Consider the following 23082-nt stretch of genomic DNA (forward strand, 5'->3'; position numbering starts at 1 on the left):
GGAAACGTCCTCGCGGCCCTCCCCGACACCCCTGCCGCGCCCCTCCCGGCCCCCGGCACAGGAGCGCCGCACGCCCCCGCCGTGGAGGTGACAGAGGCCGCCCGTCCGGCGCCCGAGCAGCACCCCCGCCCCACCCCCCCCCCCCCCCCCGCCCCCGCCCCCCCCCCCCGCGGCCGCCGGTCAGGCGGCCCGGTACGCCGTCGTGAGCCGTGCCATCGCGGCCGACGGCTTCCCGCTCAGCAGCAGGTGCTCCGCCTCGGCGAAGGGCTTGGCGGACGCCGCCGACACCCCGGCGCCCATCTTCGCCTGGACGATCAGCCGTGCCCTGCCGACCAGCTCCTCGGCCGCCGGGGCGCGGCCCTTCCCGACCGCCTCCAGCGACCGGACGGCCGCCGACAGCGCCTTCAGCTCGCGCTCGCCGCCGGGTGACGGCTTCCCCAGGGTGGTCAGCCCCCAGCCGTACGGGAACTGCGGGTCGTACACCGCGTCGCCGACGTTCACCGGCAGCTGCTCCACGGACTTCGGCCACGTCACGGGGAGCCGCCCGGTGAAGGGACGCTCGCCGTAGAGCACGTCGGCGACACCGTCGCCCTCCGTCCCCGGCAGCCACGACGCGACCAGCGCGTCGACCGCGCCGAGCCGGTCACCGACGAGCTGCGGCCGCCCGGAGACCACCAGGACCGCGCAGCGCATCGCCGCGCACACCCGGTCGACGGCCGCCTTGTCGGCGTCGGACAACTCCAGGTCGTGGCCGTTGCCGACGTCGCCGACCCCTTCCGCGTACGGGGTCTCGCCGACGACCACGACACCGACGTCATGGCCCGCGGTGGGCGCCGAGGCGTCCTTCGAGTACGTGATCGCGGCGTCCGGGGCGGCCCTGCGCATACCCTCCAGGATGGTCGTGCCGGTGGTGGTCCGGCCCGAAGCGCCCTGCCAGCTGATCGTCCAACCGCCGGCCTGGTTGCCGAGGTCGTCGGCGTTGGAACCGGCGACGTAGACCTTCTGCGACCGCTTCAGCGGCAGCACGGAGCCGTCGTTCTTCAGCAGCACCTGCGACTTCGCCGCCGCTTCCCGCGCGACGGCGCGGTGGGCCGGCGAACCGACCCGGTCGAGGTGGGTGGTGTCGGCGTACGGCTGCTCGAACAGGCCGAGCCGGAACTTCTGCGTGAGGATCCGCTTCACCGCGTCGTCGACGCGGGCCGTGCTGATCCGGCCCGCCGCCACCTCCGCCTGGAGGACGCGGGTGAACTCCTGGTACGCCGTGGGCACCATGATCATGTCCAGGCCGGCGTTGACGGAGGTGCGGACGTCGCTCGGGTAGTCGCCGGGGATCTGGTCGATGGCCTGCCAGTCGCTGACGACGAAGCCCTCGAAGCCCATCCGGCCCTTGAGGACATTGTTGATCATCGCCGCGTCGGCGTGCATCTTCACCGGACCGGCGTCGTCCCCGATGATGTCCAGCGACGAGTAGGACGGCATCACCGTGCCCGTACCGCGCTTCACCGCCTCGGCGAACGGCGCCAGGTGCACCGCCTCCAGCTCCTCGCGGGTGACCCGCGTGACGCCCTGGTCGATGGTGTAGGAGCCGGTGGTGGACGAGCCGTACTCCGTGCCGCCGTCGCCCACGAAGTGCTTCGCGCTCGCGAGGACCTTGTCGTTGCGGTCCAGGTCCCGGCCGGACGGCGCGCCCTGCATCCCCTCGATGACGGTCGCCATGGCGGTGACCAGCGCCGGGTCCTCGCCGAACGCCTCGTAGGAGCGGCCCCACCGCTCGTCCCGGGTGACGCACAGGCACGGCGCGAAGTCCCACGGCACGCCCGTGGCGCGCACCTCCTTCGCCGTGACCGCCCCGGTCCTGCGGGCCAGCTCCGGGTCCCGGGCGGCGCCGATCCCGATGTTGTGCGGCATGATCGTCGCGCCGACGACGTTGTTGTGGCCGTGCACCGCGTCGACGCCGTAGATCAGCGGGATCTGCAGACGGGTCTCCTGGGCGCGCAGCTGGTAGGCGTCGACCATCCGCGCCCACGCCTCGGGCGTGTTGGGGGTGGGGACGGAGCCGCCGCCGGACAGCAGCGAGCCGAGGGCGTGGGTGGCGATGTCACCCGGGGAGCGCAGGGCGTTGCGTTCGGCCTGCGTCATCTGCCCGGCCTTCTCCGCCGGGGTCATGCGCGCGACCAGGTCGGCGACGCGTTCACGCACCGGGCGCCGGGCGTCGAGGTAGGGCAGCCCGTGCGCGTTCACCACCACCCGCGGGTCCTCGGCCGGCGGCCGGGCACCCGTGACGGTCAGCTTCAGCGGGACCGTCTCGGCCTCCTCGGCCCTGCCGTCGCGGCGGGTGGGGACGGCGACCGTGCGGGACGTCCCGGAAGGGACTCCCGCCGGGAAGGACACCGACCCCGACACGGGGGTGAAGTCCTCGCCGGGGCGGGCGGTACCGCCCTGCGTGGTGTAGGCGACCGTGACCGGCTCCGGGAGCGGGCCGGACCCGGTCGTGGCCACGGAGATCCGCACCCGGGCCGTGCCTCCCTCGTCGACGGGGTGGACGACCGCGTCGGTGACGACCCTGGCGGTGAGGGCGGGGTCGGCCTTCCCGTACAACTCGACCGCGTCGACGGCGAAGGAGCCGGGCGCCCCGGTGGGCAGCGTGAAGGCGTAGCCCCACATCTCCTTCAGGCCGAGGACCTGGTCGATGCCGCCGACGGGCTGGTAGTCCGTGCGGTACTGGAAGTCGGAGAACGGGATCTCGACCAGGTGCCACCCCTGCCAGTCGTCCGTGAAGGACGTCGTCCACAGCTCGGACGTCCCGCCGCTGGTGCCGCCGTCCTTGATCTCGAAGTTGACGCGGGGGCCGGAACCGGGAGGCAGGGGCGCCGTGTTCTGCCCGTACCACCAGAACCGCACGCCCTTGTGGGCGCTCCAGTCGTGGGCGGGCCGGTCGGTGGCGAACTCGTGGCTGAATCCGCCCCAGCCGCTGATGTCGTACCGCCCTTCGAGGACCTTCTCGCCCTCGGGCGCGTCGGCGCGCGCCGCCAGGGCCAGCGCCGGCCGGTCGTCGGCGTCGCTGCCCCAGGTGAAGATCCCGTCGGCGGGCGGGTCGGCGAACGGCACCTCCCCCTCGAACCGGTCCACGGGGACGGGTGGCGGCGGCTCGGCGGCGGCGGTGCTGGGGGGCGCGCCGGCGAGGAGGCCGGCGAGGACCGCGGTCGCCGCGAGCAGCGCCGTCCTCGCTCTCCCACGGTGGCGTCGTACGGGCATCCAGGGCTCCTTGTCGGGTGGTGGTGGGCGGTCCGCGGAAGCGGGACCGAGGTGGGTGGTGGGCGGTTCGTCCCGGATGAGCGGGCGAGTGGTCGGGGACGAGCGGGGGCGGGCGGGGGCGTGGGACGTGGGACGTGGGGTGGCCGGGGGTCAGGGGGTCATGGGCTGTGCGGGGTCCACTTCTGGCCGGCGTCTCCCGTGCGGCTCCGGATCTGCGTCGGCGCCCCGTCCGCCGACGAGCGGTCCTTCACGTCCGGGCACTTGTCGGCCGCCGTGTCGACCAGGTCGCGGGTGGAGGCGTCGTAGGACCAGCGTCGCGCTCCGGTCCCGTTGCAGGTGTACAGCCGGACCGGTGTGCCGTCCGCCGTCGACCCGCCGCTGACGTCCGGGCACTTGCCGAGCGCCCGTACTCCGCCGTCCGCCGCGACCGTCCGGCGTCGGACGGCCGTGCCGTTGCGGGTGTGCCGTCGGACGGGGGTGCCGTCGTCGGCGCCTCCGGCTGTCCTGCTGCGCATGGTGCTCCTTCCGGAGGGAGCCCCGGCCGCCGCGGCGGGGCCGGGGCGGTGCCTCCGCACGCGCCGGTGGCGCGCGGTGGCGGGCGGGGCGGTGGGGCGCGGTGGGGACGGGCGTGCGGTGCGAGGCCGATCGGTGTTGCGGAGTCGGGGGCATCCGGGGGCGGGGAGGCCCCGGACCGTTCAGGACGTGAAAGCGTGTCAACTCTTAACTTGAGCCGTGATTCAAGTGGCGTGACGGTAGGGCGTCAAGATGTCTCACACGAGTGACCCGGGCGCGTCCCCGCCGCGCGACCGCGCGGAGCGCACCGCCGACCGGGCTGAACTGGACTGATGGCAGAGCAGGAGGGGCGAGGCGACTCGCGTCCTGCCGGCTCCGGCCGGGCGGCGGCGTCCCGGGCGCCGCCCGGTGGGCGACCGGCCCGCCGGTGGCAGTGACCGGTACCGGCCGGTCGGCTGACTTCGACCTGTGGAAGCCGGCCCGCCCGGCCCGGTCGCGCGCTCGCCTTGAACGGGCCGCCGGCCGTACGCGTACCTACGGGGGAGCGCGTCGAGGACGGGAGCGGAGATGACGGAACGCATGGGACCCGTGGTACGAGGACTCCCCGACGGCGGGGCGGAACTGGCCGTCGTCCTCAGCCTGCGCTGGGAGGATGTGGCGGCCCTCGGACGCGAGGCGAGCCGGCTGGCCGAGCAGCGCGGCGGGCCCGTCACGCTCGACGAGGCGGCCAGCCACCGCCTGCGTACCTGGTCGTCCGTGGCCAACGGCCCGGAGCCCCGCGGCAAGGCGGCCCCCGCGGGTCCCGCGGCCCCCGCGCCCGCCGTCGCGGCCGTCACCGCCGCCCCCGACCGGCCGCGTCCCCATGTGGCGCCCCTCGGCGAGACGGCACCGATGACGGCTCTCGCGTCGTTTCCCGCCCCGGGACACGGCCACGCCCGACCGCCGGCCGCGACGGGCACCGGACCGGCCTGACGCGGACCGGCCTGACGCGGACCGGTCCGGGCACGCACCGGCGCGGACCGGACCGGGCACGCACCGGCGCGGACCGGACCGGGCCCGGACGGGACTCGGAGGGTGCCCGGACGGGGCCCGGCGCGTCCTTGCCGGCGGGGCGCCGCGCCCTCCCTACCGGTCGGCGGGGCCGGCCGGGGGCAGCCGGAGCGGGGTGCGGGTCACGGCCAGCCCGGCGGCCACGGCCGCGCGGGCGAACACCACGGAGTCCACGACGGCCGCGCCGTTCGGGTCGTTGTTGAAGTAGGCGTAGACCTCGCCCTCACCGGTCCACGTCTCCGCGACGCGCCGCGCCCACGTCTCCAGCGAGCGCCGGCCGTAGCGCGGCCACGACCGGGCCCGGCCCACGTGGAAGCGCACGTACCCCCAGTCCGCGGTCCGCCACAGCGGCGACACCGGCCGCGCCCGCACGTCCGCCCAGCACAGCGCGGCGCCCCGCGACTCCAGCACGCCGCGCACCCCGGGCGTCCACCACGACTCGTGCCGCGGCTCGACCGCGACCCGCACGCCCGGCGGGAAGCACCCCAGGCAGGCGTCGAGCAGCGCCGCGTCGGCCTTCAGGGTCGGCGGGAGCTGGAGGAGGACGGGCCCCAGCCGGTCACCGAGGCCGGCCGCGTGGGACAGCAGCCGCTCCACGGGCTCCTGCGGCTCCCGCAGCCGCTTGACGTGGGTGAGGAACCGGCTCGCCTTCACCGTCACCACGAAGTCCGGGGGAGTCCGCTCCCGCCACGCCTCGAACGTCGCGTACGACGGCAGCCGGTAGAAGGCGTTGTTGACCTCCACGGTGGCGAAGGCGGCAGCGTACTCCTCCAGCCAGAGCCGCTGGGGCGTCCCCTCCGCGTACAGCACGCCGCGCCAGTCCTTGTACTGCCACCCCGACGTGCCGACGAGAAGCCTCATGGCCCCATGAAACCAGGCATACCGGGTGTGACGCCCTCAAGCTCCGGCCGTCGCGGGTCCGCGCGTCAGGACCGTCGGCGGGGCTTGCCGCGGCGGCCGCCCTGCGGTGCGCCGGCGCCGCGCCGCGCGCCCTTGGCGGCGGGCTTGCCGCCCCCTCCTGCGCCCCCGCGCCGCTGCGCACCGCCGCTCCCGGCCGCCCCGCCGGAGCGCGGCGCGGCCTTCCCCGGGTCCTCCGCCGCGGTGGTCCGGCGGCCGCGCGTGCTGTTGACCGTCCGCCCCCGGACGATCCCGATGAAGTCCTCGACCCGGTCCGTCGTCCGCTCCTCCGGCCAGGACAGCGCGACCCGCGACTGCGGGACGTCGGTGAGCGGCCGGTACGTGAGGTCCTTGCGGTGGTGCAGCCGGGCCAGCGACTGCGGCACGACGAGCAGGCCCACCCCCGCCGCCACGAGCTCGACGGCGTCGCCCGTCGTGGCGGGGCGCTCGAAGGCGGGGAGCCCCGGGGGCCGCTCCCACTCCAGGGTGTCGTCGAGCGGGTGGAAGACGATCTCCTCGGCGAGGTCCCCGGCGGACACCTCGTCGACCGCCGCGAACAGGTGGTCCTTCGGGACGACGACGACCGTCGTCTCGGTGTAGAGCGGGATGGCGCTGAGGTCCGTCCGGTCCACCGGCAGTCGGACGAAGCCGGCGTCCGCGTCCCCGCGGCGCAGCGCCCCGGCCGCCTCGGCGGCGGGCACCGCCACGAGCTCCAGCGGCACGTCCGGCAGCCGCTCCCGCCAGATCCGCACCCACTTCGCGGGTGTCACACCCGGGACGTACGCGAGCCTGAACGGGGAGGGTGCTGCTTCCGAGCCTGTCACCGGTCCAGATTAACGGGCGTGGTCAGGGGCCGCGCACATGCTCGATATCCTGGACACATGACGTCGCACCGCACCGCCCAGACGATGAAGCCCGCCACGGCGGCCAAGAAGCTGGGTGTCTACCTCGAGGCCACCCCCGCAGAGTTCCAGGAGGGTTCCGTCTCGCGCGACGAGCTGAACGCCCTGCAGACCGACCCGCCGGAGTGGCTGCGCGAGCTGCGCCGCAACGGCCCGCACCCCCGCCCGGTCGTCGCCGCCCGGCTGGGCGTCTCCATCTCGGGCCTCGCCCGCGGGGGCGTCACCGAGGCGCTCACCACGGAGCAGATCGAGGCGCTCCGGGACGAGAACCCCGAGTGGCTCCGGAAGGAGCGCGCCACGCAGGCCGAGGTGCGCAAGGAGGCCGAGCGCCTCAAGGAGAAGCGCGCGGAGCAGGCCGCCTCGGACTCCTGACCCCGCCGCGGCAGGCCCCACCCACCGGTCGCGGGCCTGCCGACCCCCCCGCCGGCCCGGACCCGGTCGCCGCGCTGACCAGGGCCGAGGTGGCCGGCCCCCTGGAGCTTCGCTGTCAGCGCGCGTCCCTGAAGAACTCCCGTACGTCGTGGACGAGCAAGTCGGGCGCTTCCATGGCGAGGAAGTGGCCGCCGCGGTCGAGTTCGGTCCAGCGCACGATGGCGTGGTCGCGTTCGGCCCAGCGCCTGACGGTCACGTCGCGGGCGGAGAGCAGCACGGCGGTCGGGACCGTTCCCCGCTGACCGGCCGCCCAGTCGTCCTCGTTCCCTCCGTCGTGGCCCCATCCGGAGCCGTCGGGAGCGGTGGTGGCGGAGCCCGCGGCGTCGCCGACCCCCTCACCCCCGCCGGCCTCCCCACCGGCGCGGGCCTCCTCACTCCCGCCGGCCCCCTCACCGCCGCCCCAGGTGTTCGCGGTGATCTCCTCGTAGTAGATCTGGGCGGCCGAGGCGGCGGTGCCGGTCAGCCAGTAGAGCGAGACCTCCGTCAGGACGCGGTCCCGGTCGACGCTGTCCTCGGGCAGGCCGTCCACCGGATCGGTGAGCTCCTTGAACGTCTCGACCGTCCATGCCAGTTGGCCGACCGGGGAATCGGTGAGCGCGTACGCCACCGTCTGCGGGCGCTTGGAGTTGCACTGCAGGTAGCCGTCGTTGAAGTCCTGCATGGCCTGCCAGCGTCGTTGCTCGGCCTCGGTGAGGCCGTCCGTCTCGCCCTCCGCTCCGACCGGGAAAGCGATCATGGCGTTGACGTGGACGCCGATCACGCGCTCCGGGTCCTGCCTGCCCATCCGCGGCGCGACCCACGAGCCGGTGTCGTAGCCGTGGACGCCGTACCGCGGGTAGCCGAGGCGGGACATCAGGCGGGTCAGCACCGCTGCCATGCGCGCCGCGTCCATTCCCGGCCCCGCCAGCGGAGTGGAGAAGCCGAATCCCGGCAGTGAGGGGACGACCAGGTGGAAGGCGTCGGCGGGGTCACCGCCGTGCGCCCGCGGATCGGACAGCGGGCCGATGACGTCGAGGAAGTCGGCCACCGACCCGGGCCAGCCGTGCAGCAGCACCAGCGGCGTGGCGCCGGGCTCCGGGGACCGTACGTGCAGGAAGTGGACGTTCTGCCCGTCGACGGTGGCCAGGTACTGGGGATGCGCGTTGAGCGCCGCCTCGTGCGCCCGCCAGTCGTAGGTGGTGAGCCAGTACTCGGCCAGGCCCCGCAGATACGCCACCGGGACGCCCCGGCTCCAGCCGACGCCGGGGAGCTCGTCCGGCCAGCGGGTGGCGGCAATGCGGGTCCGGAGGTCGTCGAGCCGCTCCTGCGGGACTTCGATACGGAACGGGCGGAGGTCACAGGTCTCGTTCGTCATGGCTGGACGCTACGACGCGCTTAGGACAGGTCCGTGCCCAAGCCGGGCGGCCGGGGCACGGTGAGGCCGCCCGGCCCCCCCGGCCCCCCGGCCCACCCGGGCCCCCGGCCCCTCGGCCCCCCGGCCCCCCGGTCACGTGGTGCGGCATCCTTGGGCCCATGCTGGAGACCTCCGGGCGGCTGCTGAAGCTGCTGTCGCTGCTGCAGTCCCCCCGCGAGTGGTCCGGGGCCGAGCTCGCCGAGCGCCTCGGCGTCAGTCCGCGCACGCTGCGCCGCGACGTGCAGCGTCTGCGCGACCTCGGCTACCCGGTCGAGGCGGCCCAGGGCACCGCCGGCTACCGGCTGGGTGCCGGGGCCCGGTTGCCGCCGCTGCTGCTGGACGACGAGGAGGCGGTCGCCGTCGTCGTGGCCCTGCGCACCGGGGCTGACGGCTCGGTCGTCGGGATCGAGGAGTCGGCCCCGCGTGCCCTCGCCAAGTTGGAGCACGTGCTGCCTTCCCGGCTCCGCCACCGGGTCACCACCCTGCACACCGCCACCGTCCGGGCCGGAGCGGCACCGGCCCCCCAGGTGGCCCCCGACACCCTCATGGCGATCGCCGAGGCGTGCCGCCGACGCGAGCGGTTGCGTTTCGACTACACGAGCCCGCGCGTCGGTTCCGGCGTCCGCTCGACCGAGCCCCACAGCCTGGTCAGCTTCGACCGCCGCTGGTACCTGGTCGCCTGGGACACCGACCGCGAGGACTGGCGCACCTTCCGCGTCGACCGACTGGTCCCCCGCACCCCGACCGGCCCGCGGTTCGCGCCGCGCGAGCTCCCCGGCGGTGACGTGGCCGCCTACCTGGCCCGCCGCCTGTCGGCCCAGACGTGGCCGTTCCAGGCGACCATCCTCCTGCACGAACCCGCCACCGTGGTCGCCGACCGCCTCTGGCCCGGCATGGGGGTCGTCGAGCCGGTCGACGGCGGCAGCTGTCTGCTGCACCTCGGGGCCGACACCGCTCGCGACCTCGCATGGATGATCACTTCGGTGGACACCGACTTCACCCTCGTCGACGCCCCGACCGAACTCGCCGAGGCCCTTCGCGCGCAGGCCACCCGCTGCCTCGACGCCCTACGGCAGGGACCGGCGCCGGAGCCGGGGCGCGCACGCGCCGCCGGCGACGGGGCCGTGGTCCGAACCGCGCGCCCCTAACCGACCGCGCCGTCGGCCGTGCGGAAGGCGGGCGCGGTCGGGGCCGGGCCGAGCGTCGTCGTGCCGGGCGCCGCGCGGTGGCCGAGGCCGGTGCGGTACGCGTCGAGCGCCGCCTCGGTCCGGCCGGTACGCCGCAGCAGGTCGCCCAGGAGCCGGCACAGGTCCGCCAGGTCGCCCGTCGCGCCGCTGCGCTCCAGCAGGCCCAGCGCCAGGACGTAGTGCTCCTCGGCGGTCTCCGGCTCCCCGCGCTCCTCGGCGATCAGCCCGAGCAGCCGGTGCGCGCCGCCCGCGTGCACGGCGCCGCGGCCATCGTCCAGGTCCAGCAGCGCGGACAGCATTTCGGCGGCCTCGTCGTACCGGCCGAGCCGCCGCAGCACGTCCGCCAGCTCCACCTCCACCTGCGACGTGTACAGCGCCGCCCCGCGGGCCGCCAGCATGTCCCGTGCCGTGCGCAATTCCCTCTCCGCGTCCTCCAGTCCGCCGCTCTGGGCCTTGACGTACCCGCGCATCCAGTGGCAGTGCGCCAGGTCGGTGCGCAGCCGCAGCTGCCGGTACATCGACTGCGCCTTGGCGAGTGACGCGTCGGCGTCCGCGGTGCGCCCCTCCGCGAGGAACGTCCGCGCCACCTGCCGGTGCATGCCGGCCACCAGCGCCGGGTCGCCGACCTGCGGCGCCAGGGCGAGGGCCAGCTCCGCCGCGTGCGCGGCACGGGCGTGCGCCCCCATGTCGATGTACGGACCGATGACCGCCGCGTACAGCATCACCAGCGCCTCCGGGTCGGTGAGGCCGCTGCCCGTCAGCTCGTCGATGGCCGACTCCAGGAGGTAGCAGGCGTACCGCAGCTCGCCGGCGAGCAGATGGGTGACGGCGCGCCCCCGCACCGCCCGGGCGCGGCGGGGCGCCGGCTCGCCGGCCAGCAGCCGCTCGGCCTCGGTGAAGTGCCGGCCGGCGTCCGCGAGGTCGCCGGTCTCCAGCGCGCAGTCGCCCAGCCCGAGGAGCGCCTCCGTCCGCTCGGCCGCCAGGCCGTGCCGCTCGGCGTCGGCGAGCAGCGCCCGGTACCGGGCGGCGGCCTCACCGGCGGACCCGGTCGCCAGCATCCGCTGCGCGTCGGTGAGCCCGAGGCGCACCTCGGTGGCCAGGCGGGCCGGTCGTCCGGTCGCCAACTCCTCGTACGACGTGCCGAGCCGGTCGGCGAGGAACCGCAGGGCCGTCTCCGACGGCCGCACCCTGCCGGACTCCAGCGTCGACACGTACGCGGCGCTGTACGACGGCTCCGCCAGCTGCCGCTGCGTCAACCCGCGCTCGGCGCGCAGCCGTTGGACCCGGCGACCGATCTCGACCGGTTCGTCCATGACAACCCCCCTGGTAGCTGGAACTCCCCAGTATCCGGCGGCTCCCGGCCATTGCGCGGCCACCGTGGGCCCCCTACCTTAAGCGGCCTGTTCACCGGATTTAATCCCCTGCTCAACTCCGTATCGGAGGAGGCCCACGTGCGCACCACCCTGCGCAGAACCCTGACGGCGGCCGGCGTGGCCACGGCCGTCGCCGCGGCGCTGACCGCCGGACCCGGCACCGCGGCGGCCCGCCCGGCGCCGCCCACCGCGCCCGCCGCGCCGGGCGCCCCCGCGGGCGTCGGGGACCCGGCGGCCCTCGTGGAGGTCGAGATACCCGGTCCCGAGCACGGCGCGGTCGCCGGGTCGGGCCACGTCAGCGTCCCGGCCGCCGGCCGGGACCGGCCCACGGCGCGGCTCTCCGCGGCCGAGGACCGGGTGGACGGGACCGTCACCAAGCTGATCGACACCGGCCCCACCGCCGACCGGCTGGACGTCGTCGTCATCGGCGACGGCTACACGGCCGCCGACATGCCGCGGTTCCGCACGGACGCCCGCGAGAAGTGGGCGGAGGTCGCCGCCGTCGAGCCGTACACCACCTATCAGGGCCTGTTCAACGTCTGGACGGTCGACGCCGTCTCCCGCGACTCCGGCGTCAGCGGCGACCCCGACCGCGCAACGGTCCGCGACACCGCCCTCGGCGCGTACTTCTGGTGCGGCGACATCGAACGACTGCTCTGCGTCGACCAGGACAAGGTCGACGCCTACGCCGCGCTCGCCCCGGACGCCGACCTCGTCCTCGTCCTCGCCGACAGCGCCAAGTACGGCGGCGCCGGCTACAACGAGCCGAACGCCGACATCGGCTACGACGGCATCGCCACCGCCTCGGCCGGCAACGCCAAGTCCGGCCAGGTCGCCATCCACGAGACCGGCCACTCCCTCGGCCGGCTCGCCGACGAGTACTTCTACCCCGGCACACCGGGCTACGAGCGGTACACCGGCAAGGAGCCGGGCGACCCGAACACCTCCACCCTCGACGCCGCCCGCATGGCCGAGCGGCGCGCCAAGTGGTACCGCTGGCTGGGCGAGGAGTCGCCCGACGGCGGCACGGTCGGCGCCTACGAGGGCGGCGGCTACTACGTCTCCGGCCTGTACCGCCCGACCGACAACTCCCTCATGCGCGTCCTGGACCGGCCGTTCAACCTGCCGGGAGTGGAGGCGATGATCGCCGGGTTCTACCGGCACGCCGCACCGGCCACCGCCCTCACCCCGGCGGGCGGCACGCTCACGCTCCGCGCCGACGCTGCGGCGCGGATCGCCGTCCCCCGCCTGACCGGGGCGGACGGCCACCAGCTCACCGTGCGCTGGTTCCTCGACGGCCGCGAACTGCGGCACCTGGCCGGCCGCACCGAGGTGCGCGTCGCGCAACTGGGGCTGCGCCCGTACGACTTCCGGTCGCACAAGCTGTCGGTCACGGTGGTGGACCGTACGTCCTCCGTGCGGGACCCGGCCGTCGCCGAGACCCTGCGCACCGCCTTCGACTGGCGCGTACGCCGGTAGCGGGCGGTCGGGGAACGGCCCCGGCCCGTACGGGCCGGGACCGGCGGGCCCCGGCCAGTGGGTCACCCCGTCGACCGCCCGGTACGTGCGGCGGGGCCCGGTACCAGGCCGTGCAGCAGGTCGCCGAGCGCGTCGACCGGCCCCGCCGGCACCGGGGGCCGCGCCGCCGGGTCGCCCGAGGGCTCCGGACCGCCGCCGTCCGGTGTGGAGGGCGACGCGTCCGCCGACGGGCCCGGTACCCGCGGCCCGGGCCCCTGCGGCCGAGCGGCGGACGGAGCCGGCGCCGTGGAGGCGGCGCCCCCGCCGGCCCCGCCGCCCGTCAGGCCGCCCGTCCGGGGCGCCCGCGGCACCGGCGCCCGGTCGCCGTCGTCGACCGGCCGCCGCGGCTCGGCGCTGAGGGCGGGCAGCAGCGTGGGCCCCGCCGTACCGCCACCCGGCGCGACCCCGGCGCGGCCCGGCCCCGTCCGCGCCCCGTCCGGCCCTTCGGCGGGCACCACCGGGCCGCCCGCGCCGGGCAGCGGCCCCCGCGACGTCTCGGGGTGCGACCGGGACGCCGGGGTGTCGGGCGACGACTGGAGCACCAGGGCCAGCGCGCCGGCCACTCCCAGCGCGGTGGTGGTCCTCACCAGGGTGTGGCGGGTGCCGTCCGCCCCGCTCTCCTGCCTGTGCCTGCCCATGTGGTCCCTCCGGCGCCGTGGTCACTCGATCCGACGGTCGGACAAGGGACGCGGGGAGACGAAAGTGACGGCTGATCCGGCCACGGTCACCTTCTGTGACGAACTTGCGACACTCCCACCGCGCGCCGCACGCCCGCCCCCCGGTCCGGCGCATCCGCACGCGGGCCGCGGCATCCGGGCCCCGCGAAACGGGTCGCCCGCCCTCAGCACGACGGCCTGTGCGGGACCGTGGGCAGGTGCGCCCGCCACTCCGCGGGCGACGGGCCGGAGCCGACCCTGGCGCACAGCAGGGCCGCGACGCGGTCGGGGTCCAGGTCGTAGCCGTGGACCGGTACGTGCGCCCCCGCGACGCGCAGCGTCCTGCCGTCGGGGCCGAACGCCATCGACAGCACCCGGTCGCCCGGTGTGGGCAGTGCCGAGCCCAGCAGCCGCCGGGAGGCGGTGTCCCACAGCTGTACCGTGCCGGAGTCGCCGGCGACGGCCAGCGTCGTACCGTCCGGGGAGAACGCCAGTACCGCCACCTCCTCGTCCTCGGTACGGCGGGTCCCCGTGTGCGTCCCCGGCAACACGCCCAGGTGCCGGCGCACGTCACCGTCCCAGAGGCTGACCCGGCCCCGGGTGTCGCCCACCGCGAGCCGGGTACCGTCCGGGCTGAAGGCCAGGGCGACCGGATCGTCCCAGCCCAGAGCGCGCCGCACGGCCCGCCCGGAGCGCAGGTCGACCGAGCCGGCCTCGGACACGGCCACGCCCCCGTTGCGGCGCAGGGCGAGCTCCGATCCGGACAGTCCCGGGACGGAGCGCAGCCGCCTCCCGGTCGGCACGTCCCACGCTTCGAGCACCTCCCGCTCGCCGAGCCGGGACACCACCAGCGTGCGACCGTCGTCACCGAGGGCCACCGCGACCACGCCCAGGGGGAGTTCACCCTCCTTCAGGGGAGTGCTGCCCCGGTCGAGATCGACCGTGTGCAGGAGCCGGCCGGCCCGGATGTCCCACACCCTGACCGACTGCCGCGTACGCGCCCCCGGGTCCGGGTCGACGTCCTGCCGGACCGCCCCGTACGCCAGGTGACGCCCGTCCGGGCTGAACGCCAAGGCGTCCTGGCAGCCCGTGTCCGCCGCCTGCGCTCCCTCCGCCTCTTCAGCCGTCAGTTCGACCGTGCCCTCTCCTGCCCCGGTGGCGTCACCGGCGTCGCCCTCCACGGGCGGCTCCTCCTCGGCCGGGTCATCGGGGCAGGGCGCGCCCGGCAGGCGCGTCAGCAGCCGGCCGGCGGCGTCCAGGATCTCGTACCCCGCCCCTTCGGCTCGTCCCACCGCGGCCAGGAACCGCCCGTCGGGGCTCCACGCGGCGCCGCCCACCGGCGTGGTGCGCCACTGCCCGCTCACGGCACCGCCCAGCGCCACCGACCGGACGGTCGCGCCGCCCCTGGCGCCGTACCGTACGACGCCCTCGTCCAGGTCGAGCCGCAACCCGAACGTGCTCTCGCTCACCAGCGCGTGCCGGAAGACCGGGGCGCCGGGCGCCGCCAGCCGCCACAGCAGGATCTCGTCGGTGAGCGTCGAGGCGACGAGGAACCGGCCGTCGGCGCTGAACCGCATCTCCTGCACCTTCGTGCCCGCGAGTGCGGGCAGTTCGCGGCCGGAGGGCAGCTCCCACCGGCGGACGCCGGACCCGGTGACGAGGGCGATGCCCCGGCTGTCCGGGGAGAAGGCGAAGCCGCCCGCGAAGCAGTGCCCCCCTCCCGCCGCGGCGAGCCACGGCAGCGGCAGCTTCCGGCCTCCGCGTCGCAGGTCGCGTATCTCCAGCGGCCGCTTGTCGGTGCACACGGCCAGCCACCGGCCGTCCGCGCTGACGTCGCTGCCCTGCACCGCCTCCGTGTCGCCGAGCGGGACGTCCAGCAGCCGGCGCCGCCGCGGTACGTCCCACACCTGGAACGACGAGGCGAATCCGTCCCCGCTCTCGCCCATGCTGTCCACGAGCAGGGTGCGCCCGTCCCCGCCGAACGTCCCGCTCATCGCGGACGCGCCCGGGAGCCGGCCGGTGACCCGGCCGGTCCGCACGTCCCACAGCCGGACGTCCTCGCCGTCGAGCAGCGCAAGCGTGCGGCCGTCCGGGGCGGGTACCGTCCAGCCCGTGCGGTCCTCTCCGCCGGGCCCGGTGCCGATGCCGGGATGGGTGCCGGTGCGGCGGTGGGAGCGCACGTCCCAGGTCTCGACCCGGTCCGCGGCGATCACCGTCAACGTCCGCCCGTCCTCGGCCAGATGGTGCGCGGTCTCCGCCCTCCCGGCCCCCGGGACGGTGAAGACGTCCCGCTCCTGCTGCGTCAGGGAGCCCAGCAGCGCGGAGCGGGTCTCCAGGGTCGGCGCGAGCCGCCACGCGGCGAGGCTCAGGCGCACCGCCGCCGCCGGGTCGGTCAGCCGCAGGCCCGTGGCGACGGCGGCGAGCCGGCCCGCCTCCGCCGCCACGCGGCGCCGTTCGCTGACGCGGCTCTGCTGCCAGGCGACGAGACCGGCGACGAGGGACAGCGCCAGCAGACCCGACAGGAGGCCGGTCAGGACCCGGCGGCGGCGGCGCTCCCTCGCCCGGCCGGCCAGGGAGTCGGCGAGGAAGGCACCCTCCAGCGGAGTGAGGGCGGCGGCCCGGTCGGGGTCCGCGCCGAAGAGTTCCTCTGCGGTGGCCAGTCGGGCACCCCGGTACAGCGTCCCCGGCTCACGTCCCAGGTCGTCCCAGGACCGGGCCGCCTCCGACAGACGGCGATGGGCGCGCAGCCGCTCCCGGTCCTCCTCGATCCACGCGACCAGCCGCGGCCACGCGGTGAGCAGGGCCTCGTGGGCGAGGCACACCGTGTCGTCGTCGAGGGTCAGCAGCCGGGCGCGGACGAACCGGTCCACCACGACCGCGACGTCGTCGGCCGCCGCGAACTCCAGCTCCGCCCGCTCCGCGCGCCGCCCCGTGTCCTGCGAGCCCTCCCCGGGGGCGACCAGCCGCAGCAGCACGAGCCGGGCCGGCACCGCCTGCTCGGGGGACAGCCCGGCGAACACGTCCTCGGCGGACTGGGCGATGGCGCCCTCCAGGCCGCCGGCGGCACGGTACGCCTCCTCCGTCAGGGCACGGCCCCGGCGCCTGAGCCAGGTCTCGCGCAGGACGTGCGACAGCAGCGGCAACCCGCCGGGCCTGCCCTCCACCTCACGCACGAGCCGCGCCGTGAGGGACCGCTCGACTATGAGCCCCGCCGCCTGCGCGGGTCTGACGACGACCTCCCGCAGCTCCTCACGGGTCATCGGGCCGACGGGCAGGCTGGAGTCCCGCATCGCCTCGGCCAGCCGGCGGTGCTCCGCGCACCGGCCGTAGAAGTCGGCGCGCACGGCGACCACGACCCGCAGCCCGCTGTCCGGGCGGCGGGCCGCGAGCAGCAGGTCGATGAAGGCGGCTCGCTCGGCCGGGTCCGGGCAGAGCGTGAACACCTCCTCGAACTGGTCGACCACGACCAGGGTGTCCCCGGGCCCCGACCCGTTCCCGGCCCCGCCCCCTCGCCCCGCCGGATCCCGACGTACCGCCCCGGCCCCGGTCCCCGCCCCGGCCCCGGTCTCCGGCCCGGAGCCGGTCCCCGCCCCGGAGCCGGTCTCCGGCCCGGTCCCGCTCCCCGTTCCGGTGCCGCCCTCCGGGGCGTCCCGCCGGGCCCGGTCCGTACGCGGTCGCAGCACGTCGGCGTGGGCGGTCATCGGGTGCGCGCCCGGGGTGAGGACACGGATCGCCGCCAGCCGCACCCCCGCCCCGCCGTCGGCGCCCCAGCCCTGCCGCAGCGCGGGGATCAACCCGGCCCGCAGCAGCGACGACTTGCCGCTGCCGGACGCTCCGAAGAGGGCCGTGAAGCGGTGCTCGGCCACCGCACGGCACAGCACCGAGGTGAGCTCGCCGCGCCCGAAGAACCGTTCGCGGTCGCCCGGTTCGAACCGGGCGAGGCCCTGGTAGGGCGGCGCCGCCTCGTCGTCCTCGCGGATCCGGACCGCCGCCTCCTCGCGCGTCCGGTGCCACCGCCCCTCCCACTCGGCCAGGTCCCCGCCGCAGGCCCCGACGTACGCCAGCGTCACCGCCAGCGACGGCAGGACCTCCCCGGCGGCGGCCTGGGACAGCGACGTCACCGAGTAGTGCGCCCGGCGCGCCATCTCCCGGTACGTCGGCCCGCCCGCCTCCCGCCGCAGCCCGCGCAGCTCGTGCGCGAAGCGCTGCACCGGCCCCGCGGCAGGATCGACCGGCGTCTCACGGCGTCCCATGTGTGTCCCCCACCCCCCGTGCCGGGGCTCGGCCCCCGGCCTGCTGTTCCCCCACGGCCGTCACGTTAGGAAGCGGGCATCCCAGCGCGCAAGGCGCCGCTCCGGGCCGGTGACCGGGCCGTTCGTCTTTGTTCGGTCCGGCGGAAGGGGCCTGCCGAACAAACCCCGGGGCTGGTGGACTCGGCATCGCCGGCCCGGTCCTGGGCCGCACACCCCCCTTCGGCGGGGCACACTCAACGGGAGGAACCGATCATGAACATGTACGCGGGAAGCAGCGTGCGACGGAGCCTGAGGACCATCTCCGCGGCGGGCGCGGCGGTCGTCGCGGTGGGTCTGCTGCCGGCCTCGGCGACGGCCCAGGCCGCCGCTCCGGCCGCCGCGCCGACCACCGCGGCGGCGAAGAGCTACACGTACCTGTCCTTCAAGAAGAACGCGCACGACCCGTCCAACTCCCGCCTGCACCTGGTCTACGTGCAGCAGGTGAACGCGGACAAGACCCGCTCCTACGTCGTCGACAGCTGGCGGGCAGGGTCCGGCATCGGCGACGCGAAGAACAAGGCCGGTCGCAACGCGTGCAAGAGGAACCAGGGCTGGCTGCCCAACGGCACCTACCAGATCAAGGCGTTCCACAACAACTACGCGGGCAGGATCAACGGCATCGTGTGGCACCTGAGCAACAAGAAGTGCAGCAACGGCACACCGCGCACGGAGCTGTTCATCCACAGCGAGATGAAGTCGAACGGCAAGCAGGGCAGCACCGAGCCGACCCGCTGGGACGGCAACGGCGACTACAAGTCGGAGGGCTGCATCAAGCTCAAGCCGTCCGACGTCCGCGAACTGAAGGGCTACCGCTCCAACTACCCGAAGCCGACCAAGCTGTACGTCTCCTGACCGGACCCGCAGGAGCGAGGAACGACCCAGCCGCCCCCCGTCCGGCCCGAGCCGGACGGGGGGCGGCCCCGTGCCGGGACCCGGAGGGCGAGGTGCGGCCGGTGCCCGCCCGGTCGAGCACCCGATCGAGGACGTACCGGCAGGGCACACGGAAGCCCCGGCGCCGGATTCCCGGTGCCTGCCGCACGGGCGTGCGCACGCCCCGCCTACGATGACCGGCCATGAGCATGAGTGAGGGCGGCAGACCCCTGGTCGACGCACGGTTCGAACTGGTCTCCCGCCTGGGCAGCGGGGGCATGGGCACGGTCTGGCGGGCGCGGGACGTCGCCCTGGACCGTGAGGTCGCCCTCAAGGAGGTCCGTGCGCCCGACCCCGCCGTCGAGGAGGCCGACCCCGGCCTCGCCGCGCAGCTGCGCGGGCGTGCCGTCCGCGAGGCCAGGGCGCTCGCCCGACTGTCGAACCCGCACGTGGTGACCATCCACCACATCGTCGAGCCCGCCGACGGCTCCCACCCGTGGATCGTCATGGAGCTCGTCGAGGGCCGATCCGTCCACGACCGGCTCACCGAGGGCCCCATGCCCGTGCCCGAGGTGATCCGGCTCGGACTGGAGGTCCTGTCCGCGCTGCGCGCCGCGCACTCCGCCGGCATCCACCACCGCGACGTGAAGCCCGCGAACGTCCTGCTGCGCCCGGACGGCACCGCCGTCCTGACCGACTTCGGCATCGCCGACTTCTCGGAGGCGACGTCCCGGCTCACCTCGACCGGCGACCTGATCGGATCCCCTGAGTTCATCGCGCCCGAACGCGTCCGCGGCGAGGAGGGCAACCCGGCCTCCGACCTGTGGTCGCTGGGCATGCTGCTGTACGTGGCGGCGGAGGGGCACCACCCGTTCCGCCGGGCGACCAGCCTCGCGACCGTCGTGGCGGTGCTGGACGACCCGATCCCGCCGCCCGTCAGGTCGGGCTCGCTCAAGCCCGTCCTGGACCGGCTCCTGGTCCGCGACCCCGCCCGGCGCCCGGACGGCCCGGAGACGGAGCGGCTGCTGCGGGAAGCGGCGGCGCACGATCCGGGCCGGGGACACGCTTCCCCGTCCGGCGGCCACCCCCGGTACGCCCCGGCCGGGCAGCGGCCCGACGCCCCCGGCCCCACCCCGCACGCCGCGACCGCGCCGCCCCACGGACCGGGCGCGGCCCCGTACGGGCAGCACCCCGCATACGGGGCGCCGCAGGCCCACCACCGGACCTGGACCCCGCACGCCACCGTGCCCAACGGCACGTTCGGCCCGCCCGTGCCGCCCGCCCGCCGGTCGACGGGCCGCCGCGCCGCCGCCGTCTCCCTGGCCTCGGCCGCGACCGTCGCCCTCGTGGTCGTCGCCGCGCTGAACTGGCCGCCCGGCGCGGGCACGACCGACGACGGCAGGGGCACCACCCCCTCGTCGTCCGGGTCCGCCCCGCGCGGCACCATGCCCGGCAGCGGTACGGCCCCCTCGGCGGACGGCGTGCCCGCCTCCACCAGGGGCTCGCTCCTGACGACGGGGAACGTCCGCACCGTCCTCGGCGCGTTCCGCGAGGCGAGCGGAAACCCGCAGGTCAAGCAGGTGACGATCTACGAGGACTACGCGCTGGCCGACATCCCGACCAGACCGGGCGCGAAGACCTACGACCGGTACCAGTACCGCGACGGCGTCGCGGCGAAGACCGGCCCGGGCGGCACCATCGACCCGGACTCCGCCGACGAGCAGCCCTTCGACGCGGCCGCGCTCGCCTGGGACACCCTGCCGGCGCTGATGCGGCGCGGGGAGAGGGACCTGAAGGTGGACGACCCCAACCTGCGGTACGTGATCGTCGACCGGTGGACGTTCAACGCCGACCAGCCGACCCTGCGCTTCCACCTCACCAACGAGTACCGGGCGTCCGGCTACCTCGCCGCCGACGGCCGCGGCAAGGTCGTGGCCTCCCACCCGGCGTCCTCCTGACCCGGCGGACCCCGCCGAGCGCCGGTGACGAGCGGGCTCACCGGCGACCACCCGGCGACGGGGGCGGGCGCTTGAACCTCCCCCGAGGGGAGTTCCTAACCTGCGCCGAACAGGCGGCCGACCACCCGACGGACACGGGTCGGCCGGCGACGGCGAGGACGAGGAGGGGCCATGACGGCGTTCGTACTGGTGGGGGAGGTCTTCACCGGGGGATGGGTCTGGGACGGCGTGGTCGAGCGGCTGCGGTCCGCCGGGGCGGAGGTCCACGCGGCGACGCCCCCGGCGGACCCCGGCGCCGACCTGGGCACGCACGTCGGCGAGGTGGTGCGGCTGATCGACGGGGCCGCCGCCGGGCAGGTGGTGCTGGTCGGGCACGGGTACGGCATCCACCCGGCACTGGGCGCGGCCGACCTGCGCGCCGGCCGGGTCGCGCGGGTCGTCCACCTGGACGCGGGCCTGCCGCAGGACGGCGACCAGCCCCTGAAGCTGCTGCCCGACGAGGAGGTCCGCGACCGCCTCGCCCGCGCCGCCACCGCCGGTGCCGGCGGGGAGGCCACCCCCCTGCCGCCGCCGGCCTCCCCCGGCGAGTGGGGCCGCTGGGGCAGCACCGACGGCGTCCCCGCCGGGGAGCTGGAACGGCTCACCCGGCTCGCCGTACCGCAGCCGCCCGGCACGCTCACCGCGCCGCTGCGGCTGACCGGGGCCGCGGCGGGCGTGCCGACGAGCGGGGTGCTGTGCACCGGAAACGGCGCGGGCATCGCCACGGTCCAGGCCCTCGTCGGACTGGGCGACCCGCGCCTGCGGGCGCTCACCGACCCCGGCGTCACCTTCTTCGAACTGGACACCGGCCACTGGCCGATGCTCTCCGTACCCGACGAGCTGGCGGACGTGCTGCTGCGGGCGGCCGCGGGGGAGGGGCACCGGCTCACCCCGCCGGGTGACGAACCCCCGCCCCACCTGCGGCCGTTCCTCCTCGACGTCCCCGAGCTGCCCCGCGAGCGGATCGGCCGGGTGGACCTGTACCCGTCCGCCGGAGAGGCCGCCGACCGGCCCGCCCCGGCCGTGGTCCTCGTCCACGGAGGGCCGGTACCGGCCGGGGCGGTGCCCACGCCACGCGACTGGCCGACGTACGCCGGGTACGCGCGGTACCTGGCCGGACTCGGCGCGGTCGGCGTCACCGTGGACCACCGGTTGCACGAGATCACCGACTACGGTCGGGCCGCCGAGGACGTCGCCGGGGCCGTTGAGCTGGTCCGGGCCGACCCCCGCGTCGACGCCGACCGGGTGGCGCTGTGGTTCTTCTCCGCCGGGGGGCTGCTGTCGGCGGACTGGCTGGCCGCCCCGCCGCCCTGGCTGCGGTGCGTGGCCCTGACGTACCCGGTCCTCGCGCCGCTCCCCAACTGGGGCCTGTCCGGGACGCGGTTCCGCCCGGCCGGCGCGCTGGGCGGGGCGGGGCGCCCGCCGGTCGTCCTGACCCGGGTGGAGCGGGAGCGGCCCGAGATCGCGCGGACGGTCGGGGAGTTCCTCGCCGCCGCGGGGGAGGCCGGCGCGGCCGTGGAGGTGGTCGACGTACCGCTCGGCCACCACGGGTTCGAGACGGTCGACCGCACGCCGCAGGCGCGGCGGGCCGTCGAGCGGGCGGCGCGGTCCGTCCTGGACCACCTGCGCGCCTGACCGTCCGCACCGCGGCCCCCGCCGCCCCGCCGCACGTGCCCGCGGGCGTGCGGTCAGGCGGTGGCGGCGGGGCCGGTGGTGGCGGGTGCGTCGTCCCAGCACAGGTTGGCCATCCTCCACCCGGCCGGGGTCCGGAGGAACTGGGTGGTCTTGTGACCGGAGCCCTCGAACCACGTGCCGCCGTGGAAGCCGGACTTGCGGTACTCGCTGAACCGGTGCGCGACCGACCCGAAGACCTCGGTCCGCCCGGAGATCTCCCACTCGGAGAACTCCGTCAGCGTCCCGTCGGTCAGCATCCTCTGGCGGGGTTCGATGAACGCGTCGAGGTCGTGGATCACCGGCACCCCTCCGACGTTCGAGACGAGCCTCCCCTCGGGGATGAAGAGGTCGCGTAGGACACCGAGGTCCGCTCGTCGGCCGCCCGTGTTGTCGAAGGCGCCGAGGAACGCGCGCACCAGGCCGTCGAGTTCGGCCCGGACGTCGGGGACGGCCGTCTCCTCGGCCGGCGGCCACTCGTCGGCCAGGACCGACCAGACCTCGATGTCGAGGCGCTCGCCCCGGTAGGAGGAGTGCTGCCGCAGCACGCCGTCGCGGGTCATGCCCAGTCGGCGCGCGACCTCGATGCTGCGGGTGTTGCCCGAGGCGACCCACCACTCGACGCGGCTCATCCCGCGCTCCCGGAAGGCCCAGTCGACCAGCGCCCGGCAGGCCCGGGTCACCAGGCCCCGCCCCTCGCCGGCCCGCTCCAGCCAGCAGCCGACCTCGCACACCCCCGAGTCGCTGTCGAAGCGGGTGAACATGACGCCACCGACCAGGGTGCCGCCCGACCGGATGCCGTGGATCCGGCCTGTGTCGCCGGCCAGCCGGTCGGCGTAGCGCTGGAGGACGGCCTTGGCCGACTCCAGGTCGGTGCTGTACGTCGCCCAGGGTATCCACGGGTCCACGGAGGGCCGGGCGCGGTCGATGTGCTCGAGGAACTCCTGTGCCTGCCAGGGTTCCAGGGGGCCGAGCCAGGCGTCGTCGCCGAGCGGCAGGGTCAACATGGGGCCTCACTCTCCGGGTGCGCCGGGTGCGCCGCGCGTAGGGGAGCCGGGCGCACGGGGGCTGGGTGC

Annotated in this window: 16 protein-coding genes; 7 read left to right on the forward strand and 9 right to left on the reverse strand. The window is 76.0% G+C overall.

What is annotated here, in order from left to right; all coding sequences use genetic code 11:
* Positions 1–180: 180 nt before the first annotated feature.
* On the reverse strand, positions 181–3255 hold the full coding sequence (locus tag LPA54_RS09135) for a glycoside hydrolase family 3 N-terminal domain-containing protein (RefSeq protein ID WP_228975621.1): 3075 nt from the start codon (positions 3253–3255) through the stop codon (positions 181–183).
* Between the two features lie 158 nt (positions 3256–3413).
* A complete protein-coding gene (locus LPA54_RS09140; RefSeq protein ID WP_306806484.1) occupies positions 3414–3770 on the reverse strand; it encodes a ricin-type beta-trefoil lectin domain protein in 357 nt (118 codons plus the stop codon).
* 565 nt (positions 3771–4335) lie between these two features.
* Here LPA54_RS09140 and LPA54_RS09145 point away from each other — a divergent pair.
* On the forward strand, positions 4336–4740 hold the full coding sequence (locus tag LPA54_RS09145) for a hypothetical protein (protein ID WP_228975622.1): 405 nt from the start codon (positions 4336–4338) through the stop codon (positions 4738–4740).
* A 153-nt stretch (positions 4741–4893) separates the two neighbouring features.
* Here the strand turns inward: LPA54_RS09145 and LPA54_RS09150 are convergent, their stop codons facing one another.
* Together LPA54_RS09150 and LPA54_RS09155 are read right to left on the reverse strand one after the other, a co-directional pair.
* Entirely contained in the window at positions 4894–5679 is a 786-nt protein-coding gene (locus LPA54_RS09150) for a DUF72 domain-containing protein (protein WP_228975623.1), read from the reverse strand.
* A gap of 65 nt (positions 5680–5744) precedes the next feature.
* Complete coding sequence (locus LPA54_RS09155; protein WP_228975625.1) at positions 5745–6539, reverse strand: LysR family transcriptional regulator substrate-binding protein; 795 nt, start codon at positions 6537–6539, stop codon at positions 5745–5747.
* Positions 6540–6596: 57 nt separating this feature from the next.
* Here LPA54_RS09155 and LPA54_RS09160 point away from each other — a divergent pair, with 57 nt between their 5' ends.
* Entirely contained in the window at positions 6597–6989 is a 393-nt protein-coding gene (locus LPA54_RS09160) for a DUF5997 family protein (RefSeq protein WP_228975627.1), read from the forward strand.
* A 115-nt stretch (positions 6990–7104) separates the two neighbouring features.
* Here the strand turns inward: LPA54_RS09160 and LPA54_RS09165 are convergent, their stop codons facing one another.
* Complete coding sequence (locus LPA54_RS09165; protein ID WP_228975628.1) at positions 7105–8403, reverse strand: epoxide hydrolase family protein; 1299 nt, start codon at positions 8401–8403, stop codon at positions 7105–7107.
* A gap of 158 nt (positions 8404–8561) precedes the next feature.
* Here LPA54_RS09165 and LPA54_RS09170 point away from each other — a divergent pair, with 158 nt between their 5' ends.
* Positions 8562–9590 (forward strand): YafY family protein, encoded by a 1029-nt coding sequence (locus tag LPA54_RS09170; protein WP_228975629.1) that lies wholly within the window; start codon positions 8562–8564, stop codon positions 9588–9590.
* Here LPA54_RS09170 and LPA54_RS09175 read toward each other — a convergent pair.
* On the reverse strand, positions 9587–10942 hold the full coding sequence (locus tag LPA54_RS09175; RefSeq protein ID WP_228975632.1) for a helix-turn-helix transcriptional regulator: 1356 nt from the start codon (positions 10940–10942) through the stop codon (positions 9587–9589). The two genes, LPA54_RS09170 and LPA54_RS09175, sit on opposite strands and share 4 nt — an antisense overlap.
* A 138-nt stretch (positions 10943–11080) precedes the next feature.
* On the opposite strand from LPA54_RS09175, the gene LPA54_RS09180 reads away from it, so the two are divergent.
* Positions 11081–12481 (forward strand): M64 family metallopeptidase, encoded by a 1401-nt coding sequence (locus LPA54_RS09180; protein WP_228975633.1) that lies wholly within the window; start codon positions 11081–11083, stop codon positions 12479–12481.
* A 62-nt stretch (positions 12482–12543) separates the two neighbouring features.
* Here LPA54_RS09180 and LPA54_RS09185 read toward each other — a convergent pair whose 3' ends face one another.
* Together LPA54_RS09185 and LPA54_RS09190 are read right to left on the reverse strand one after the other, a co-directional pair.
* On the reverse strand, positions 12544–13158 hold the full coding sequence (locus LPA54_RS09185; RefSeq protein ID WP_228975635.1) for a hypothetical protein: 615 nt from the start codon (positions 13156–13158) through the stop codon (positions 12544–12546).
* Between the two features lie 203 nt (positions 13159–13361).
* Positions 13362–17429 carry a DNA-binding protein gene (locus LPA54_RS09190; protein ID WP_228975637.1) on the reverse strand — a complete coding sequence of 1356 codons (4068 nt, stop codon included), beginning with the start codon at positions 17427–17429 and terminating at the stop codon, positions 13362–13364.
* A gap of 252 nt (positions 17430–17681) precedes the next feature.
* Here LPA54_RS09190 and LPA54_RS09195 point away from each other — a divergent pair, with 252 nt between their 5' ends.
* The 3 genes from LPA54_RS09195 (at position 17682) to LPA54_RS09205 (ending at position 21970) form a co-directional block, all read left to right on the forward strand.
* Positions 17682–18320, forward strand: a complete 639-nt coding sequence (locus LPA54_RS09195; RefSeq protein ID WP_228975640.1) for a L,D-transpeptidase family protein — start codon at positions 17682–17684, stop codon at positions 18318–18320.
* 221 nt (positions 18321–18541) lie between these two features.
* Positions 18542–20296 carry a serine/threonine-protein kinase gene (locus LPA54_RS09200; protein ID WP_228975641.1) on the forward strand — a complete coding sequence of 585 codons (1755 nt, stop codon included), beginning with the start codon at positions 18542–18544 and terminating at the stop codon, positions 20294–20296.
* A 171-nt stretch (positions 20297–20467) separates the two neighbouring features.
* On the forward strand, positions 20468–21970 hold the full coding sequence (locus tag LPA54_RS09205) for an alpha/beta fold hydrolase (RefSeq protein ID WP_228975643.1): 1503 nt from the start codon (positions 20468–20470) through the stop codon (positions 21968–21970).
* 53 nt (positions 21971–22023) lie between these two features.
* On the opposite strand, the gene LPA54_RS09210 is transcribed toward LPA54_RS09205, so the two are convergent.
* On the reverse strand, positions 22024–23013 hold the full coding sequence (locus LPA54_RS09210; RefSeq protein WP_228975645.1) for a GNAT family N-acetyltransferase: 990 nt from the start codon (positions 23011–23013) through the stop codon (positions 22024–22026).
* Positions 23014–23082: the final 69 nt, after the last annotated feature.

It is taken from the genome of Streptomyces sp. DH12, from assembly GCF_020873895.1.
Classification (GTDB): domain Bacteria; phylum Actinomycetota; class Actinomycetes; order Streptomycetales; family Streptomycetaceae; genus Streptomyces.